The organism is Petrotoga sp. DB-2 (genome assembly GCF_054051725.1).
On the sequence record NZ_JBSVZD010000001.1, the window covers coordinates 23283 to 42441 of the forward strand.

Consider the following 19159-nt stretch of genomic DNA (forward strand, 5'->3'; position numbering starts at 1 on the left):
TCTGGGGGTATTTTTAAACAATCCCTTGATCCATCATTGCTCTTGCTACCTTTAGAAAAGCTGTCACATTAGCCCCAAAAACAAGATCTCCGTCTTTCTTGTACTCTTCAGCTGTCGTCTTTATACTACTGTAGATGTTCTTCATTATCTCTCGTAGTTTTTTATCTACCTCTTCAAAACTCCAAGACTCCCACATACTATTTTGAGTCATTTCTAAGGCAGAGGTAGCAACACCTCCAGCGTTGGCAGCTTTAGCTGGGGCAAACATAACGTTATTTTTTTGGAAACATTCAATAGCTTCTGGAGTGCACGGCATATTAGCACCTTCTGCAACCGCTAAAACACCGTTATTTACAAGTGTTTTTGCTTCTTCTATATCAATTTCGTTTTGAGTGGCACATGGGAAGGCAATATCACATTCAATTTTCCAAATATTTTTACTGTTATCGTTATACTCTGCCGAAGGATGAGTTTTGAGATACTCAACTATTCTTCCCCTTCTTTTTTCTTTTATCTCAATTACAGAATTTAAATCTATTCCTTCTGGATCGTATACCATTCCATCTGAATCACTAAGGGCTATAACCTTTCCGCCGAGTTCTACAACTTTTTGAGCAGTGTAAATAGCCACGTTTCCAGATCCAGAAACTACTATCTTCTTGCCTTCGAATGTTTCACCAACATCTTTTAGCATTTCTTCAACAAAATAAACCAATCCATACCCTGTTGCTTCTGTTCTCGCTAAACTTCCACCCCAATCTACACCTTTTCCTGTTAGGGTGCCAGCTTCAAAACGGTTGGTAATTCTTTTGTATTGACCAAAGAGATACCCTATTTCTCTGTTCCCAACACCTATATCTCCTGCTGGAATATCCGTTTGTGCCCCTATATGTCTATATAGTTCAGTCATAAAACTTTGACAAAATCTCATAACTTCGGAATCTGACTTCCCCTTTGGATCGAAGTCACTGCCACCTTTTGCTCCACCTATAGGCCTTCCAGTTAAAGCATTTTTGAAAGTTTGTTCAAATGCAAGAAACTTCATGATTCCAGGATATACAGTGGGATGAAAACGCAACCCCCCTTTGTAAGGCCCTAATGCGGAGTTAAATTCTATTCTGTATCCCCTATTAACATGAACGTTCCCTTGATCGTCTACCCATGGAACACGAAAGATAATCTGCCTTTCAGGCTCAGTTAACCTTTCTAAAATCCCGTTTTCTTCAAATTCAGGATACAGTTCAACAACCGGTTTGATACTTTCAAGAACCTCACGTACCGCCTGGTGAAACTCAGTTTCTCCAGGATTCATAACAACTACCCTTTCAATTATGCTGTCAACATAATTTTCTTGGGTCAATTCAATAGAGTCTCGCATGGTTACCTCCTCCTTTTTTGCTTTCCCCGGTATACTTAATAAAGAACAAGAAATTATTTTCATAGTAAACAATTCATTGAAATATATTTCATTATTACTAATAAATGGTAATGAATATATTTACTCACTTGTTTCGATTATACACAAAACTTGCAAATTCGCAAAATTTTAAATTTTTTTGTTGAAAATGCTTAAAATTAGGTATTCATGGTATTTTTTGATGATATATTATTACTGAAGAAAGCGAATTAAAAAAATATTTATATTTTTTTAATAAAAGATTTATCTTTCTGAGATTCTTGAGTGGGTACCTGGAGGTATGCAGAAAGTATGAATCAAAACTTGTAAGAAGTACAAAAAAAGATGGTGGGCGCTGTAGGGTTTGAACCTACGACCTTCTGCGCGTGAAGCAGACGCTCTCCCACTGAGCTAAGCGCCCCAAAACTCTTCTAAACTATTATACAATATATTTCAAAACTTGTCATTAAACTTCCAGGTTTTTGTCAAATATGGTTGATGAAATTCTTGCATACAAGGGATGGGAAAAATATTAACCCTTATAAGATATAAAAGTGATATCATTTTATTTAAATACTTAAGAATTGCCTACTACCATTATTTCAACAATTCTTTTAGTTCTTCTATGGTTATTTCTAACAAGTTATCCCCTATGTAATCTATCGTTTTTTCATCCGCTTTTCTTATCTTATCTTTTAAATCTTCGGTTAATTGGTTACCAAATCTTTTACTTAGTAATCTAATTTCAAATTCTTTTCTTTCTTCTAATCTAGCTTTTTCTCTATCTCTTTTTGCTATCTCTTCTAATGTGTCAAACATTTTTGGCACCTCCATTTCTTCTAGCTCTTTGTACCTTTCTTCTATCTCTTCGTAATCTGTCCTCTTTCTAAGCAATTCTAAGAATGCGTTTCTGTGTTTATCAAACTTTTCTTTTTCTTCTTCTGGCAACTTCGATATTATCTCTTGATTTATAATCTTTAGCAACTCTTCCATTTTTTTTATCTTTACGTTTGGTTTGTCCGTTAATAAGATTACCCCTAGTGCCTTCTTCATGTTTATTATCGTTTCTTCTTTTATATTGCTTAAATTTATTAGTTCATAACTTGCTTTTATTAAGTACTCTTCCATGTTTTTTATCTTTGTTATCTTGTCTTTTACGTCCATTGGTGATGTCCATTTCACTTTCCCATCGTAAAAGACTATCCCTATTATGACTGGTAGTTTGAATCCTTTTTGTTCTGATTCTCTTTTGTGACTTTTTACATATTGTTCCCATATTCTTACCTTGTACGCCAACATCCTGAATGCCATCAGTTGGTCAACTTTACTTTGATGCTCCAACAATAAGTATATGTATACATCTTGCCCGTTTCCTTGAACCCCCTTCGGGGCGTTTCCTTTTTCTATCTTGTATAGTATGTCTGATCTTTTGATGGAGAAGTCTTTGCCTATTAGCTCGGTTTGTTCACGTTTTAAATCTGTCTCTTTTATTTGTTGTGTGATTTCTTTTGGAAGAAAGACCTTTAGAAAGTCGTAGAATATGGCTCTGTCTTCAAATAATTCTTTGAATATGGAATCTTTGATTGGATTAGACATAAGCTTCTCCTTTTTGGTTTGTTTTTTGTTGTATGGTGAAGTGTTTCCTTTTTTGTTTTATCTAATTATATCATATCTTTTTGAAGGTGTGTTATCTTATGCATTAGATCATATTAAATCTCTGTGAAAAGCTTTCATATCCTTACCTTTTCTCATTTAACTAAAAACGGTAAATTCATATTCCTAAAAACCTATGGTATAATTAAATTAAACACGATTTACCTTATCTTTTTTAACTTTTAGAACGAATATTTAATTCTTAAATCATTAAAAACAATTGGAGGATAAGCAAAAAGGAGAATATTAGATGGGTGAGAATATAAAAGTATGGTTTGATGAAGATAATGATATACTTTATATATCGCTTAGAAAAGGTGCCGCAGTAGATTCCGAAGAGGTATCAGATAATATAAGAGTAGAATATGACGCGCTCGACCAAATTATTGGAATAGAGATTTATCACATTTCAAAAATGTTGGCTAAGAACCTAGCAAAAGAATTGAAGGAAACATTGAAATAAATTTCTATGGCACTTATTAAGTCAACTACCCCCAGCCTATAGAGGCCAGGGTAGTTGATTATAAAGTCTTAAAACAAAATTACTCTTTATATGCTTCAATAAATCTCAAATTTCCATCAATAGCCTCAACTTTTGAAACCTTAAACCCTTCTTTCTCAAATAACGAAATCAACTCACCCGTCGTTCTAAGCACCCTAAACTTTGGAATAAACCAAACCACATTCTCTCTATCCTTCAAATCAGGAACATACACAAAGGCTAAAACCTTTTTTGCCTTCTTTAAAATATCAGTTACATCATAACTTTTTTCAAACTCCCCTACAATTAAAAGATTGTTAGAATTATCTTTTACAGAAATGCCCAAATCTTCAAAAACACCTTCATACTTCTCTTTATCAACTCCAAGAACCTTGACATCTTTAAAACCACTATCGATTAATCCCCTTAAAATAACTTCCTTTTTGATCTCCAAAGGAATAGACTTGTAAGTTTCTTTCTCACGCTCTTCGTAAATCCTTAAAGCCTCGTCAGAGGGATAAGGCGAAGCGTACATAAAAGTATCTGATTTCTTCCAACTCCTAATGGGATGAATAATGCCAAGCGTGGAAAATTTTTCAGAAATATTCCCTACCCAAATCATTTCATCATTGTTTTTCATTAAACTAATCTGAGTATTCGGATAAAGTCCAGAATAACTGTATATACCAAACGATATATCAGCAAGTTTGTTATTCTCTTCTACAGCTTTTATATGTAAATCCAAGGCTTTTTCAATGTCTTTTTTTTCGTATATCTTAGCAAGTCTATAATAATAAAAAGGAAATTCGTCGATATTTTCTACTTTTTTCAACAACGTTTCAGCCTTTTGTGGATCTTTTTCTATTAGTAAAGAAGCAGATGCATAATTAGCAAAGGAAATGTCCGAAATCAAATACAATTTTTCAACTGCATCTTCCCCGAGGTATTCAACAATATCAAAAATAAATTCATTTTCAGACGTATAAAAACTATACATCTCATCAAAAGCAATGTCAAACTCTGTGGATAACTTCATAGATAAATCCTCTAAAAGGGGCTTTATAAACCTCGATACCTCAGGATAAATATCTTTGGCTTTTTTGTAGTATTCTATTGCTTCTTTGTACTTTTCTAATTTTAGATAAGCATCTCCAATTAAAACATACAAAACCCCTCTAACCTCTTCACTTTCAACCTTTCTTAATCTTCCTAACTCTTTTAAAATCTCAACGTAGCTTTTTGTCTCTTCAAGAACATAGAAAAGAAACAAAAGACCGTATATTCCCGTTTCATTTACAAACTTCAAATAATCGTTTTTAGTAACAAAGTTTAAAAGCTGATCTTCAGATGTTTCAAATTTTTTTATTACATATTTTGATATTTCGTTTTTCCATTTAAACTTCTCCAACAAACTCTTTTCAACCTTCAGATTAAATTCTCCAAGCTTTTGGATAAGTTCGTCGAAGTACATTTGAATCCCTTCGTTTTCACTAACTTCAAAGATAACCTTAATTCCTGGAAGAACCTGTTCCATCTCTTCTTTAGATTCAACCACATCAACCAAATTTTTCATTAAAATCTGAATATTACTTTTATTCAATGCAAAATTTCCTTTTTCACTAAACGCTTTTGAAACATATTTATTAAAGTTATTAAAATCCTTTTTCATCAAAAAGGCTTTCGCTGCAAGCAAATAGGCTGTAGATATTCGCTTAAGAGACATAATTGTCCAACAATATGTTTCAACTTCATTCATAGCAGTATCTAGCACCTGGAAAAATTTATTACTCCAATCCAACAGTTCGTCATATTTTTTCTCTTTCTCACATAAAAGCATCATCCCAAAATAAGGATCGGGGTATTTTGGTGATAACTTAATTGCGTTTCTTAATAACTCTTCCCCCAATTTTTTCATATCATTTTCAATGCATTCTACGCCAAACAAATATAAAAATTCAAGGGTAATGGTTGGTAAATTATTTACCTTTTTTATCTCTTTTATCTCTTTTATAATTTTCCATGCCAACTCATTTCTTCTGAAACTGTATCTACCTATTTCCTCAATTTTATATAATTGAATTAAATAATAAATCCTATCTAAAGGTTTATTAGAACTTTTCAATTGTTCCCTTATCAATGTTGCTGTTCTTTCATGTTTCTTCTTTCGCAAATTCCTGGTCCAAATATATCCGTAGTGATAAATTGGAAAATTGGCATGGACTACTTTAGGTTTATATATAGCTTGATTATGTACAACGTTTTGATATTCAACGGTACCTTTTCTAAAAATTATAGGAATCGATGCAACTTCAGTTTTTGTGTGGTCCATATCCATATAACTGATAATGGGCAGATAAACAGTATTAACATCTTTTGGTAGTTTTTTAAGAAACTCTCTAATGTTTTTTATAAAGGATTCTGAAACTTCTTCATCAGCATCGTATCTCATAACCCACTCACAGGTTGGAAACTTCAAAGAATAATTTCGAGCCTCAGAAAAATCATTTTGCCACTCATGAAAGTACAGCTTATCGGTATACTCTTTAACTATCTGGGGCGTTCTATCCATAGAACCTGTATCAACAACAATTATCTCATCTGCCACATCTTTAATAGCCTCTAAGGCACGTCTAATATTAGCCTCTTCATCCTTAACAATCATAGCAACAGATAACAATTTTTCATTATTAGCACTCATACACTTGCCTCCCATTACAAAGCTTATTCTATTATATCATTCTTCTTTTATTTATTATTTCCTTCTACAATTATATAGTTTCGATTTAAAAAGACTCAAAGAGAATCCAAAAAAGTAAAGAAAATAATTAAAGTTATTAGAATTTTAACCGATAAATATAATGAAATATTCCTGGCCAGGAAATAAATCATCTAAGGAAAGGATAACACCAAAATCACATGGAGGTGAAGGTAGAATGAGAATTAACCATAACTTAAACGCTTTAAACGCATGGAGGCAGTTAGATTCAGCTAACAACGCTATGGGAAAATCCCTTGAAAAACTTTCTTCAGGTTTTAGGATCAACCGTGCAGGTGACGATGCAGCTGGTTTGTCAATATCTGAGAAAATGAGAGGACAGATTAGAGGATTAGACATGGCTGTAAAAAATGCTCAAGACTCTATATCCTTAATACAAACAGCGGAAGGAGCATTAACTGAAACACACGCTATTTTGCAAAGAATGAGAGAGTTAGCAGTACAAGCAGCAAACGACACAAACGTTGGTGCAGATAGACAAGCATTGCAAGACGAAGTAACCCAATTAACAGCAGAAATCAATAGAATTGCAAGTGACACCGAGTTTAACACCCAGAAATTATTAGATGGAACCTTTACTAACTCAACTTTCCACATCGGAGCAAACATAGGTCAGAACATTACCTTATCAATCGGAGCTATGAGTGCAGGGGCTTTGGAAATAAATAGTACTAATATGAGTATTGCAAATCAGGCAAGTGCAAATACCGCTATTAGTACTATAAACGCTGCAATAGTGAAAGTTTCTACAGAAAGATCCAAGCTTGGTGCATATCAGAACAGGTTAGAACACACTATAAACAACTTGCAAGTTTCCTCAGAGAATTTAACCGCTGCAGAATCAAGAATCAGAGATGTAGACATGGCAAAAGAAATGATGAACTATACAAAACAACAAATACTATTGCAATCATCGAATGCAATGTTGGCTCAAGCAAACACGGTTCCACAAAACGTCTTGCAATTGTTAAGATAATTGTTTTTATGCCTAAAAAGGGGCTACCGCCCCTTTTTCTTTTATATATTGCTAAAACTAACTAAGTATTTTTTCACCTATATTTTGCTCTAAATTTCATCCTCTATAATTCTTCTCACAAAACTCCAAATACTCCCTTGTTATAACTTTCTTTCATGCATATTTTTACAGCAAAATTATACAATTCAAGTTACTTTTCGATTTTTTGAAGAATTATTTCGATTTTCAAAGAGCATTTTGAATAATTATCCAATATTTTGTTCTTTTTCCTCTTGTCTTATTTTTCTTGAACCCCTTTCGGTGTGTTTCCTTTCGTTAATCGTTACTTTTACCTATTTTTAAAGTTGGTATTCTTTCTCAGCTCCTTTTAACATTATTATCTCTTCATCCATCAAAATTCTATCCACGTCTGTCATATGCTCTTTAATATATGCTATCTCCCTTTTTATCTCTTCTATCTCCTTAGGTATCAACGCAACATTAGCATCTTCCATACCTATCTGCTATACCTTTTGATTATATAAAACATTCGTTTTTGGTTATATAATAAAATTACAACACCTTCCGCTTCTTTCAGGAGGCAGGCTCAATTTTGGACAACGTCCATGGACATATGAGAAGTGCGAGGCGTCGTCGTTTGTCCGATGTTAGCGGAAGTGCCTACTTTTTTCATGGTAAGGAGATAGTCAAACCTGAATTTGGTCCAGGTGGTATACCTAAAGCTGGTTCTACCCCTTGTGATTTTCTGAGGTCTTCCAACAAAGCTTGCGGATCAATTCTCCTTCCAATCATTGCTTGGGACTCTTGGCGTGGTCGTTGAACTTGCTTCCCTCTATACACTATAACTTCACTTATCCCCTCAGCAATTGCTCTTACACATATACCGCGTGCGTAAAAGCGATTGAATTCACCTTCAGCTAGTGTTTCAGGAGCATTCACAGGAACTTTTGCTTTCTTTATTTCTCCACTTCGCAATTTCCTTTCCTCATCTGATTTCATACATTGTTGCTCATTTAACTGAGTAGCTAACCAATCATCGTTGTAACCAGCAATAGCATCTTCAAGAAGTTTAGCCCATTCAGATTGTCCAGTGGAATTCAAACGAGGGCTTATATATAGGGTTCCCTCCTTAACATCCTTTTCCATTTCCTTCAGCATAAATTTGCGTGTTTGCTCATCAAGATTTTTATACTGTATGGCCATGTTATTTCCTCCTCGTATAATATTTTTTAGTCTCTTAAGAAATTCTAAAACACTTATTAAAACATGGTTTTAAAAAATGTTTTTTACAAAGCACCTCCTTTCTCTTTATACGCTTTTATTCAGTATTTGAAATTCTCTTTTACTAATTCACCGAAAAGCGAGACATTTTATGGTATTCTCTAACCCTCATAAAAACCACCTCCCATTTTCAAAATTTTTGGTTCTCTTACAAAAAGTGTGCGTAAAAAAATAAAATATGAACAAATGATTAAATAATCTGGTATCATTTAAAAAAACAATAAAACTGATCCCTACACTTTTCCAAAAGCTACTTTCGTTCCAGGAGAAACTTTTTCAAAATAATTTTCATCCATGATACCTTTGTCAACCGCTGTTTTGATAAAAACACTTGTTGTTAATTTCATTCTCTAACGAAGATCTTTTTTTAGCATTTTGAATGACATCATATACATTATACATTACATCTTTTGGTTCTTCGGTTATATTAGATATTTCCAAAAATATGGCTATTTTCTCCCCTATTTTTTGATTTTCATATTCGATTCTATACTCTTTATGTCATTCTCCAATTTATCCCTATAATAATTTAAATCTTCAATCTTAATCAAAGAGATGTATAGATTTTCTGCTCCTATTTTCTATTTCCTCTTTTATAGCTTTTTGATAAGGTAATTTTTTGAAACTATCTGCGTTTACAGCTTCTTTAATATATTTTAAATTTTTTCTGATATTTCAAAGATCTGCACTACTAAACGAAAAAAATTCAGTTAGCAATAGCAATTGGAGATGTTGATTTTAACTTGATACGCTCTTTAAGTTTTTCTTTTGCTATAAATCGCACCAGGACTTTGCCTTGGGCTTCCTTCAGATTCCACCTCACGATGGATACCCTTGCCTCAACTAGTAGTTCCTGCTACCTGACCCACAATGGACTTTCACCGCTTAGTTATTGAGCATGCTGGGTGCACAAAAAATAAACTGTCTATAAGAGATATTATTTCTCTATTATAGTTAAATTTAATTTTTCCAATTCATCTTTAACTTCCAAATAAGTTGTTCTTTTTGCCTTACTAGAATCAATTTCCACTATTTCTGTTTTGTTGGCTAGTTCTTTGAAAGTTTCTGCAATATTATCTTTATTTACTAATTCACCGTTAACATATATTTCGTCAGATTTTATTGTTATTAATGGTATTTTATCTTCTTCAATTTGATTTCCTAGGCCCTTTGTACCTTGTCCTCCTCCCCCAAGTCCAAATCCTTTAAAAGCAAACCCTATAAAGAATAATAAAGCTATGATTATTAAAATAAGTAAAACAATCAATTTCTTAATAATATCACCCCTTAATTATTGTATAAAAATGGTATTTCTGTAAAATAAATTCGGTCAGCACCGTATTTATTCTGTATTTCCTTTACTGCTTCCAACAACAAATTATATGAATAAAGAAAAACATTATCATCCATCTGTTTTATAGTTATTAGAACTAATTGGGGAATTCCGTTGTTTTTCAAAGAACTTTCTATTTTCTCTTCAAGAATGTTTAATTTACTTTCTCTAGTGTTTTCTGAGGCATACTGCTCATAGGTTATGGAAAAGTCTATTTTCTGGGTGTTTAAGAAAACTTCGGGCTCCTCACCTTGAATGGTTATATCCAGAACAAAGAAGTTCTCTTTTAAAGCTTCGTTTTTTATAAAGTAGTCTAAGTTGATTTCTTTGTTTTCCAATAGTTTTTTTATTCTTTCGAATTCATCTTCACTAATATCTTCTGGTAGTTCCACATCTTCAAAAGCTTTTTCAATGATATTGGATAGCTCTATGTAAAAATTTTTATAAAAAGTATTTTGTTTTTCCAACTTTTCGTTTTTGTTAGCTATTTCTTGAAGAAAGTTTGATTTTTCCTCTAAATCATTTTTAAGTTCGAAATTTTCTTGTGCTAACTCTATACTTTTGTTTGTTGCAACTTCAGCTTTTTCATTGGTTTCAGATATGTTAAATAAAAAAGCGAAAAGAAGTATCAACAGTATATCTACAAAAGGTGTAAGTTCAATTATCGTTCTTTTTTTCATTTCTATCACTCGCAGTCTTGATCATTGTATCTATTATATAATTGTTATCCTCTATTTTATGCGCTAACACTCCTTCTAATACTTTAAATAGTATTGCAAAAAGAAGACCAAAAAATGTCGAAGATAAAGCATTCGCAAAATTTTGAGTTATTACTTCAGAAGTGATTTCTGAAAGTTTCAAAAAAGAGATTACTGTACCCAAAATCCCCAAAAGCGGAAAAATACTAGTTATAGAACCATAATAAGAAAAACACTTGTTAATAGAGCTATTTTCACCTTCGATATATCCAAAGTTATTTTTTGCGTTAGAATTTTTGTACGTATCTCTGAAAAATTCGTAAAGTTCTAAATGTTCTGCCCTGTTAGGTCTTAATTTAGAAGAAAGATTCTTTGATTTAGCAAGAATCCGAAAAAATAAACCGAAGTTTACAACCCCAAAAAAACAATCAACCAATTTACCCAAAAAGAACCAAGAATATTTCCCAAAATAAAATCACCCCTTGTTTAGATTCTATATCTTAGTTAATTCCTAATTTTATCCTTTTTTCCTGAAAAAGGGCTCAATACGTATCCATTTTTCATATAACTAACTTTCATCCCCCATAATTCCTCCTATAAAACTCCTTATAATCCCCTGTTATAACCTTTTCCATCCATTCTTTGTTTTCAAGGTACCAATCTATCGTTATTTTTATACCTTCTTCAAACTTCGTCTCTGGTTCCCAGCCTAACTCTTCTTTTATCTTTCTTGGGTCTATTGCGTATCTTCTGTCATGGCCTAACCTGTCTTTCACATGTTTAATCAAACCTTCGTTTATCTTTTCGTCTTTTGTTTTTTCTTGTAAGTATTCTATTATTATTTTTACTATCTCTATGTTTTCCTTTTCGTTGTGTCCACCTATGTTGTATACTTCTCCACTTCTTCCTTTTTCAAATACAAGCTCTATCGCTTTACAATGATCTTCCACGTACAACCAATCCCTTATCTGTTTCCCATCTCCATACACGGGTAACTCTTTGTGGTTTAATGCGTTGTTTATCATTAGCGGTATGAGCTTTTCTGGGAATTGGTATGGTCCATAGTTGTTAGAACATCTTGTTATGTTCGTATTTAGTCCATATGTGTCGTGGTAAGCCTTTACTATTAGATCTGCACTCGCTTTACTTGCAGAGTAAGGACTGTGTGGATCAAGGGGTGTTTTTTCTGTGAAGTATCCCGTTGGTCCCAACGCTCCATACACTTCATCGGTTGATACTTGTAAGAATTTTTGGTTTTTTCTTTCATCGTAGTATTTTTTGAATACATGCAACAACGTTTGTGTTCCCAGTATGTTTGTTTTTAAAAATATCTGTGGGTCGTGTATCGATCTGTCTACATGACTTTCTGCTGCGAAGTTTATTATCCCTTCTATTTCGTTTTCTTGGTATATCTTTTCCAACAGTTCTATATCGTTTATGTCACCTTTTATGAAGGTGAACCTATTTTTTTCTTCTTCGTTTAATTTGGATAGGTTATCCAAATTCCCTGCATAGGTTAGTTTGTCTAACCCTATTATTTTTTTGTCTTTGTGTTTTCTTAGGTAGTAGTATACGAAATTGCTTCCTATGAATCCAGCTACCCCTGTTACTAGGATACTCAATTCATATCACTCGCAAATCTTAGAATGTATTGACCATATTCAGTCTTTTCATATTCTTTGCCTAATTTAATCAATTCTTCTTTTGTTATCCATTTGTTCCTGTAGGCTATTTCTTCCAAACAAGCGATGTATAAACCAGTTCTTTTTTGAATGGTTCTAACAAAGTCAGCGGCGTTGGCAAGTCCATCGTAAGTGCCGGTGTCTAGCCATGCAAAACCTCTTCCAAGAAGTTCGACTCTCAATTGTTGCTCTTTTAGATACTCTCTGTTTAAATCAGTAATTTCTAATTCTCCTCTTGCAGAAGGTTTCAAATTCTTAGCCTTTTCAATCACAGAGTTATCATAAAAGTACAATCCGGGAATAGCGTAATTTGACTTAGGTTTTGAAGGCTTTTCCTCCAAACTTAAAACATTTCCCTGTTCGTCAAACTCTACAACTCCAAACTCACTGGGATTAGTTACATAATAACCAAATATAACAGCACCTCTTTCCACCTCAGAGGCCTTTTGAAGCTTTGGACCAAAACCTTGACCATAAAACACGTTATCCCCAAGGATTAAACAAACACTGTCTTTACCGATAAAATCTTCGCCAACATTCAAAGCGTCTGCAAGTCCTCTTGGTTTCTCTTGAATCTCGTAATCTATCTTTAGTCCTAAATGACTTCCGTCGTTTAATAGCCTTTTATACATATCAATATATTCTGGATTAGAAATTATTAGAATTTCTCTTATTCCAGAAATCATGAGAACGGATAATGGATAGTAAATCATAGGCTTATCGTAAATAGGCAATAATTGTTTACTTATTCCCTTTGTTATTGGGTAAAGTCTTGTACCATTTCCCCCTGCAAGGATTATGCCTTTCATGGTTTAAACCTCTTATCATTAAAATCATTTTTAAAATAAGAAAACCAAATTAAGTCAACATAATCACCATTTCTATAAACATGTTTTTTAAAAATGGCTTCTTGATTAAATCCATATTTTTTATAAAATCTAATTGCTCTTAAATTCGAACTTAAAACATTTAAATATATCTTATTCAAATTGAGGGTGTAAAAACCATAATTTAGAATTTTATCTGTTGCTAATGAAGCAACATTTAGACCCCAATACTTTTTTCTTGTTACTATTGCATATTCGGCATTTTTGTCTATATAGCTAATATTTTTTAAACTAATGGTTCCGATATATTCATCATTTTCATTTGCAATAGCATAATGTATATTTCTCTTATCTTCCCAAGAAGTCTTGATAAATGAAATCATATTTTCTGTTGGAAAAGGATATCTTGTAAAGAGTAAGTTTCTAGAAATATCTTCATCTTCAGTGAATTCTTTCATATAATCAGCATCTGTTAACTTTAAAGGTCGTAATTTAATATCCATCCTTCAGCGTCACTCCCTTTTGTAAAGAAGTCAATTGATAAAAAATGAATACTGAGAGTAATTAGACTTTATTAAAATAGGTTTTACAACAAAAATAGTAAGTAAATATCTGGAGTAAAATTAAGCTTACCGTTTATTTACCCACACTTTTTGGGAGAGAACCAAAATTTTATTTTTTCTCTTAAGTTAAATATATTGGTATTTTTTTAATTTATCAATACTTACACCAAAGTCTTCAGAAAGTCTAATGTTACTTTCTCTAAATTTGTTTACAATAATCTTTTTGTGTTCTTCTGTAAATTTTGGAATGAAAACATAATTTCTTTTATATAACAATTTACTAAGAATTTTAAAAAAGGAAATTTCGTTATCCCAAGTATTTTTATAGGTAGAAAGTAATACATCAATAACTCTGTTGTTAGGTAATTTTTTTAAAACATTTGTTATTTTCCTTGCTTCAACAATTTCAGCATAATAACCTTCTTTAGTTTTTCTTTTATTTCTAAGATTATTCATTGCTAAAAGATTTTCTAAAATACTACTTTGCACATCGATTATTCGACTTAATTCTTTACAAAAAAAATGTTGATCGTATTTTAAATCTTCGTAAAGCAAAATGTGAATATTTTTCCTACCGAAGATATTAGAATATTCTGTCAAAATATCTGAAAAACGAAAAACTCTGTAAATATCTGCTAGATTATCTATTTCTTTTAATAGAAACTTATTAAAAGAATTTCTTTTTTCATCGTCTTTGAACAAATGATATCTTTCTACGTAGCTTGAATATATTAATTCTGTTTGATTCCTTAAAGTTACAAATATTATAATTTCATCTGCAAAGTTTTCAAAATATGTTTTTAATTTTCTAGGATATAGAAAAGGATCTACTACCTTTTTTTTTGTTTGAATTTCTTTAAAATATGGAATCAAGCATAAGTCTTCATTTGAGATTATATTTAATTTTGTTTCAGAGATATTGACTCTTTCTTGAAACGGAATATCAAAAACAACAGAATTTATTAGAGAGTTTGATAAAATAAATTGTTTCCCTTTTGAATAACGGATAAAATTGGTTTTTCCTAAGTAATTTATTTTCTTTTTTTGATGTAATTTTACAAATACTGCTTCTTGAAGAGTTGTCGTAGCTGTTTTTGGATAACCAATATGTATAACGATTCTTTTCATTTTTTCTCCCTTTCCTTTTCTAAATTATTTAGAAAATAAATCCTTATAATTGTTAATTACTCTTATTACATAATCTACCTCTTCATCTGTCATCCCATCATATATTGGTAAACTTAAGACTTTGTTTGCCATTTCTTCGGTGATGGGGAAATCACCTTTTTTGTACCCAAAATGTTTGTAGGCATTAGAAAGATGCGGTGGTATAGGATAATGAATTTGGGTCCCTATTCCATTTTCTTGTAGATAATTTTGCAATTTATCTCTTTCTTCAGTTTGAACAACAAATAAGTGCCAGACATGATCTGATCCTTTTCTAATTCTTGGTAATATAATTTTTGGGTTGTTTATTTCATTTAAATATTTTAAAGCTATTTTTTCTCTTTCTTTCCTCAATTCGCCATAATGAGATAGTTTGACATTTAGCAAAGTTGCTTGAATCTCATCCAAACGAGAATTTACTCCTTCTATCTCATTGTAGTATTTTTTTTGACTTCCATAATTTCTCAACATTTTAACTTTCTCAGCAATTTCTTTATTATCTGTTACTATCGCTCCACCGTCGCCAAAAGCACCCAAGTTTTTAGTAGGATAAAAGCTAAAACAACCTATATCGCCAAATGTTCCCGTTGTTTGATTTTCAAATTTTGCTCCATGACTTTGAGCACAATCTTCTAATAAGTATAAACTGTATTTTGTGGCTATACTTTTTATTTTATTCATATTAGCCGCTTGACCGTATAAATGGACTGCCATTATAGCCTTTGTCTTGCCCGTTATCTTTGCTTCTATCTTATCCGTATCTATGTTGTAATATTCATCCGGTTCAATAAAGACGGGGGTTGCATCATTTTCAGTAATCCCCAATACTGTAGCTATGTAAGTATTCGCAGGTACTATTATTTCATCCCCTTCTCCTAAATTTAGTGCTCTAACTGCTAATATTAAGGCATCTAATCCCGAATTAACCCCTACACAATACGAAGAACCTATAAAATTTGCAAAATTATTTTCAAACCTTTTTACATTTTCTCCCAAAATGTACCAACCAGATTCCAACACATCAATAGCTGCTTTGTCGTATTCACTCTTATATTTTTCGTATCCTCTTTTCAGTTCATTAAAGTTTATTTTCATCTTTCCAATAACCTTCTTTCACTAATTTTAAAAAATTGTTGTAATCTCTGATGTAATCACTTTCATCATAATAATCAGATGCTGCAACACATAACACTGAATTTTCCTTTATCCAATACATATCATGCCAAATCCCTTTTCCTACCAATAAACCCTTTTCAGGAGAGTTCAACAAAAACTCCTTTTTCCCCTTGCCATCGTCTAAAATGACGTTTATTTTCCCATAAGGACACCAAAGAAGTTGATTTAATTCTCTATGAGCATGCCCACCTCGTTTTGTTCCAACAGGAACATAGTAGGTATAGTATATCCTTTTTATTTCAAAAGGTATGTTTTGGTTTGATTCAAAAAAAGAAAGGAAACCTATTTCTATTCTGCCTATTTGTTTAAAAGTAATTAGTTTATACATATTGATTGCCTCTACGCTCTTAATTTTTTAAGAAAGCCAGTTTTTTAACATAAAGAAGTTGCCGATATTTAATTCAAAAATTTTTAAGTGCCATTTCGGTTAGCAAAAAATTAATACTAATTTCAAACTAGCGAATATGTAATAAATTAATTTAATCTTAAAAAGAGCACACTCTAACCATTTCAATGAAAGTTTAACAAAATTCATAACAATTTTATAAGTTCGTTTTCTTGTTCTTTCGATAAATATTTACTACAATTCTTAAGTATGTATGAAATCATTTTTGTTTTTTCTTCTGGATTTTTGCAAATTTTTACTGAATAGATGGCACGTCCGAAGTAATTAAAATAAGCAATTTTTCTTTCTTTTTCATTTAAAAGATGCTCGTAATTCAACAGAATTTTATGTAATCCGATTATTCTTCTAAAACTTCCTATATGCTTAGATGTAACATTGTTACTATGTTCGTATCTAAATGATAGATCCTTGAAAACAAACTTTGGCTTAGAAATATTTACTAGTTTTAAGTAAATATAATAATCATAACCGTATAAACCTTTTTGAGATAGAAACTCGTCCTTGTCGTTAAGATAATCAATTTTCATTAAGTTTTCTTTATTAAATAGTACATTGGAATCTGTTCCTACATAATTTCCTTTTATAACTAAAAATTTTAATAAATCTTCTTTATTCAACTTGTTAGGATCTAATTCGAAATTATTCCAAATTTTCTTCAAATAATTTGAAACTATATTCTCGTCGGTTATATAAGTAAAATCATTTACTATAAAAGAATATTTATAAACATCATTTATTCGTGAAATTTCCACGGCATAACTTTCATATAATCCATCGTCTTGATGAACAACTTTAACAAAATCTCCGTTAGCCTTCTTCAATAATTCTTTTGTAGTTTGCAATCCCCCAAGATTTATGTTATTTCTAAATAATTTTATATTCTGAAATCGTTTTTGATATTTACTAAGTATTTTATAACTATTATCAGTTGATGCATCATCAATGACTATTATTTCATATGGTTCAATTTTTTGCTTTAAGATCGAACTTAATGATTTTTCTATAAACTTTTCACCATTGTATACAGGCATCACATAACTTATTTTCAAATCATTAACATTTTTTTTTAGATAATTGATAGATAAATCCTTCTTTGGATAAGAAATAATTTCTTCGATTTCATATATTTGCTGCTCCAACGTGTAATTATCTTCGATAAACCTACGGTAACTTTCTGAGTCGTAAGTTTCTTCTGTTACTTTTTCTACCGCTTCATCGATTGTGTTATATATAAGCTCATTAGGCCATAACGTTTTGGCACCGTCAAAATTATGAATTATTGGTTTTATTCCCCTTGCCATTGCTTCGGCAATGTTGTAACCAAAGCTTTCATGTATGCTTGTTGATATTATGTAGTTTTTGTCTTCTAAAAATTTTTCTACTTCTCTTATCCAGCCATGCAAAATGAAATTGTTTTCCATTTTCATTTCTTTCTTTATGTATTCAAAGTATACTTTGTACCTCGAGTCTTGAAAATCTCCTGCAATGTGTAGTTTATATTTGTTATCTATTTCTTTTAATTTACTTATTATTTGAATCCAAGCTGCCGGATTCTTTTTGTAGTTTATATGAGCTAACACAGCTAAGTTGTATCCTGGTTTGTGTAAAGAGAATTTGAATTTGTCTAAGTTAACCCCGTTGTAAACAATTTCTTCTTTGCATGATTGAAGATCAAGGTTAGAGTGTAATTGGTGAAATGTTAGTTTCATAGAATGTGCAACAAAGATCAATCGATCGATATTTCTCCAATTTATTTTTTCAGGCATGTCCGTAAAGGCTTCGTAACTATGCAATCTACAAATAACTTTTTTATTTGCTATTTCAGAGACTTTGTTTGTTGCAAATACTGCTAAGTCATTTGCCCATTCGAGCCAGACTATGTCCGCCCATTTTATCGCTTGCGTTATTTCATTTGCGTCTGTTGATACTACGAGTTTGACATCGTATCCCAGCGAGAAGGTTTCTACTATGTCTTTTAGGAAGTTGTCTAAGCCAGGTAAGCAAAGAAAGGCTATCTTCGTATCTCTTTTTATCTTGTTTCTTATTTCTAAGAACTTCTTTTTCATTTGTGGGTTATCAGTCTGTTGAGCTGCTTTTAGATAAAATCTTAAAGATGCTAGTTTGCTTCTGTTTTTGAATTCTATGTCTCCTAAGAGGTCATAAATTGCCCAGTCTTTGTCGTGTATCCTCATCAGGTATCTCCATGCTTGGCTTTCTTGGTTCATTTCTTTTAGTAGATACCCATAGTTGAATAATAGGTCTGAGTCAACAGGGTTTATTGTTAATCCTTTTTCGAATTGTTCTTTGGCTTTTTCGAGTTCTTTTTTGTTGAAGTGTATTAGTCCTTTTAAGTTGTATTTTTTCGGGTCATCATCGGATATTTTTTCTATTTGTTCTTGAGCTTTGTTTATTTCTCCTTCGTTTATCAATTCAAAGATTTCTTCGTACATAGGAATCCTCCTTGGCTTTTGAAGTTGTCTTTAGAAGTTCTAAAACTTGATAAATAGCGCCCCTTCGCCCCGCAGCCCACCCTCCAAAGAAAGGACTCTGGCCCTTTTCATCCCACAGCCCGCCCTTTAAGGATGATAGTATTTTATTGCCTTTTAATATTTCTTTTTAAGTAATTGTTTATCCTATTTTTATCGACTGAAATTGAGGGATTTTTAGCAGAGTTTTCCGAAAGTGATATTTTTGCCAAAAATTTTTGCTAAAAACTGTTGCTTTTAATTTTTAGTATGGTATAA

Annotated in this window: 17 protein-coding genes and 1 tRNA gene; 2 read left to right on the forward strand and 16 right to left on the reverse strand. The window is 31.8% G+C overall.

Annotated elements, in window-relative coordinates; translation table 11 throughout:
* Nucleotides 1-13: 13 nt before the first annotated feature.
* The 3 genes from gdhA to ACW9JY_RS00125 all read right to left on the reverse strand — a co-directional run bounded on the left by gdhA (nt 14) and on the right by ACW9JY_RS00125 (nt 2992).
* Nucleotides 14-1378 carry an NADP-specific glutamate dehydrogenase gene (gdhA, locus tag ACW9JY_RS00115; protein WP_103899101.1) on the reverse strand — a complete coding sequence of 455 codons (1365 nt, stop codon included), beginning with the start codon at nt 1376-1378 and terminating at the stop codon, nt 14-16.
* 364 nt (nt 1379-1742) lie between these two features.
* A tRNA-Val gene (locus ACW9JY_RS00120) sits at nt 1743-1817 on the reverse strand.
* Between the two features lie 176 nt (nt 1818-1993).
* Complete coding sequence (locus ACW9JY_RS00125; protein WP_457282934.1) at nt 1994-2992, reverse strand: Rpn family recombination-promoting nuclease/putative transposase; 999 nt, start codon at nt 2990-2992, stop codon at nt 1994-1996.
* Nucleotides 2993-3299: 307 nt separating this feature from the next.
* On the opposite strand from ACW9JY_RS00125, the gene ACW9JY_RS00130 reads away from it, so the two are divergent.
* Nucleotides 3300-3512, forward strand: coding sequence for a DUF2283 domain-containing protein (locus ACW9JY_RS00130; RefSeq protein WP_103899099.1), 213 nt, complete (start codon nt 3300-3302; stop codon nt 3510-3512).
* 79 nt (nt 3513-3591) lie between these two features.
* Here the strand turns inward: ACW9JY_RS00130 and ACW9JY_RS00135 are convergent, their stop codons facing one another.
* Nucleotides 3592-6228 (reverse strand): tetratricopeptide repeat-containing glycosyltransferase family 2 protein, encoded by a 2637-nt coding sequence (locus tag ACW9JY_RS00135; protein ID WP_103899098.1) that lies wholly within the window; start codon nt 6226-6228, stop codon nt 3592-3594.
* Nucleotides 6229-6463: 235 nt separating this feature from the next.
* Here ACW9JY_RS00135 and ACW9JY_RS00140 point away from each other — a divergent pair, with 235 nt between their 5' ends.
* Nucleotides 6464-7282, forward strand: coding sequence for a flagellin N-terminal helical domain-containing protein (locus ACW9JY_RS00140; protein WP_103899097.1), 819 nt, complete (start codon nt 6464-6466; stop codon nt 7280-7282).
* Between the two features lie 338 nt (nt 7283-7620).
* Here the strand turns inward: ACW9JY_RS00140 and ACW9JY_RS00145 are convergent, their stop codons facing one another.
* From ACW9JY_RS00145 to ACW9JY_RS00200, 12 genes are all read right to left on the reverse strand, one after another.
* Nucleotides 7621-7776: a hypothetical protein gene (locus ACW9JY_RS00145; RefSeq protein WP_158245392.1), complete on the reverse strand. Its 156-nt coding sequence runs from the start codon at nt 7774-7776 to the stop codon at nt 7621-7623.
* A 175-nt stretch (nt 7777-7951) separates the two neighbouring features.
* A complete protein-coding gene (locus ACW9JY_RS00150) occupies nt 7952-8485 on the reverse strand; it encodes a hypothetical protein (protein WP_103899096.1) in 534 nt (177 codons plus the stop codon).
* A gap of 1015 nt (nt 8486-9500) precedes the next feature.
* Nucleotides 9501-9830, reverse strand: a complete 330-nt coding sequence (locus tag ACW9JY_RS00155; RefSeq protein WP_103898542.1) for a hypothetical protein — start codon at nt 9828-9830, stop codon at nt 9501-9503.
* Between the two features lie 20 nt (nt 9831-9850).
* Entirely contained in the window at nt 9851-10576 is a 726-nt protein-coding gene (locus ACW9JY_RS00160; protein ID WP_103898541.1) for a hypothetical protein, read from the reverse strand.
* Nucleotides 10554-11039: a MotA/TolQ/ExbB proton channel family protein gene (locus ACW9JY_RS00165; RefSeq protein ID WP_103898540.1), complete on the reverse strand. Its 486-nt coding sequence runs from the start codon at nt 11037-11039 to the stop codon at nt 10554-10556. Before ACW9JY_RS00165 ends, ACW9JY_RS00160 begins: the two co-directional genes overlap by 23 nt.
* 130 nt (nt 11040-11169) lie before the next feature.
* Nucleotides 11170-12216, reverse strand: coding sequence for a dTDP-glucose 4,6-dehydratase (gene rfbB / locus ACW9JY_RS00170; protein WP_103898539.1), 1047 nt, complete (start codon nt 12214-12216; stop codon nt 11170-11172).
* Nucleotides 12213-13085, reverse strand: coding sequence for a glucose-1-phosphate thymidylyltransferase RfbA (gene rfbA / locus ACW9JY_RS00175; protein ID WP_103078798.1), 873 nt, complete (start codon nt 13083-13085; stop codon nt 12213-12215). The genes rfbB and rfbA overlap by 4 nt, the downstream gene beginning before the upstream one ends.
* Entirely contained in the window at nt 13082-13606 is a 525-nt protein-coding gene (locus ACW9JY_RS00180; RefSeq protein WP_103078797.1) for a GNAT family N-acetyltransferase, read from the reverse strand. Before ACW9JY_RS00180 ends, rfbA begins: the two co-directional genes overlap by 4 nt.
* A 186-nt stretch (nt 13607-13792) precedes the next feature.
* Nucleotides 13793-14794, reverse strand: a complete 1002-nt coding sequence (locus tag ACW9JY_RS00185; protein WP_457282935.1) for a sulfotransferase domain-containing protein — start codon at nt 14792-14794, stop codon at nt 13793-13795.
* A 24-nt stretch (nt 14795-14818) separates the two neighbouring features.
* Nucleotides 14819-15928: a DegT/DnrJ/EryC1/StrS family aminotransferase gene (locus ACW9JY_RS00190; protein ID WP_103899371.1), complete on the reverse strand. Its 1110-nt coding sequence runs from the start codon at nt 15926-15928 to the stop codon at nt 14819-14821.
* Nucleotides 15912-16337: a sugar 3,4-ketoisomerase gene (locus ACW9JY_RS00195; RefSeq protein ID WP_103078794.1), complete on the reverse strand. Its 426-nt coding sequence runs from the start codon at nt 16335-16337 to the stop codon at nt 15912-15914. Before ACW9JY_RS00195 ends, ACW9JY_RS00190 begins: the two co-directional genes overlap by 17 nt.
* Nucleotides 16338-16540: 203 nt before the next feature.
* The gene (locus ACW9JY_RS00200; RefSeq protein WP_457282936.1) at nt 16541-18865 is read right to left on the reverse strand and encodes a glycosyltransferase; all 2325 of its coding nucleotides are present in this window, start codon (nt 18863-18865) and stop codon (nt 16541-16543) included.
* Nucleotides 18866-19159 lie beyond the last annotated feature (294 nt).

Excerpts from the sequence above, each read along its gene's own strand:
- gdhA (WP_103899101.1), bottom strand. The coding sequence starts at position 1,378 with ATGCGAGACTCTATTGAATTGACCCAAGAAAATTATGTTGACAGCATA.
- ACW9JY_RS00125 (WP_457282934.1), bottom strand. The coding sequence starts at position 2,992 with ATGTCTAATCCAATCAAAGATTCCATATTCAAAGAATTATTTGAAGAC.
- ACW9JY_RS00130 (WP_103899099.1), top strand. The coding sequence starts at position 3,300 with ATGGGTGAGAATATAAAAGTATGGTTTGATGAAGATAATGATATACTT.
- ACW9JY_RS00135 (WP_103899098.1), bottom strand. The coding sequence starts at position 6,228 with ATGAGTGCTAATAATGAAAAATTGTTATCTGTTGCTATGATTGTTAAG.
- ACW9JY_RS00140 (WP_103899097.1), top strand. The coding sequence starts at position 6,464 with ATGAGAATTAACCATAACTTAAACGCTTTAAACGCATGGAGGCAGTTA.
- ACW9JY_RS00145 (WP_158245392.1), bottom strand. The coding sequence starts at position 7,776 with ATGGAAGATGCTAATGTTGCGTTGATACCTAAGGAGATAGAAGAGATA.
- ACW9JY_RS00150 (WP_103899096.1), bottom strand. The coding sequence starts at position 8,485 with ATGGCCATACAGTATAAAAATCTTGATGAGCAAACACGCAAATTTATG.
- ACW9JY_RS00160 (WP_103898541.1), bottom strand. The coding sequence starts at position 10,576 with ATGAAAAAAAGAACGATAATTGAACTTACACCTTTTGTAGATATACTG.
- rfbA (WP_103078798.1), bottom strand. The coding sequence starts at position 13,085 with ATGAAAGGCATAATCCTTGCAGGGGGAAATGGTACAAGACTTTACCCA.
- ACW9JY_RS00180 (WP_103078797.1), bottom strand. The coding sequence starts at position 13,606 with ATGGATATTAAATTACGACCTTTAAAGTTAACAGATGCTGATTATATG.
- ACW9JY_RS00185 (WP_457282935.1), bottom strand. The coding sequence starts at position 14,794 with ATGAAAAGAATCGTTATACATATTGGTTATCCAAAAACAGCTACGACA.
- ACW9JY_RS00190 (WP_103899371.1), bottom strand. The coding sequence starts at position 15,928 with ATGAAAATAAACTTTAATGAACTGAAAAGAGGATACGAAAAATATAAG.
- ACW9JY_RS00195 (WP_103078794.1), bottom strand. The coding sequence starts at position 16,337 with ATGTATAAACTAATTACTTTTAAACAAATAGGCAGAATAGAAATAGGT.
- ACW9JY_RS00200 (WP_457282936.1), bottom strand. The coding sequence starts at position 18,865 with ATGTACGAAGAAATCTTTGAATTGATAAACGAAGGAGAAATAAACAAA.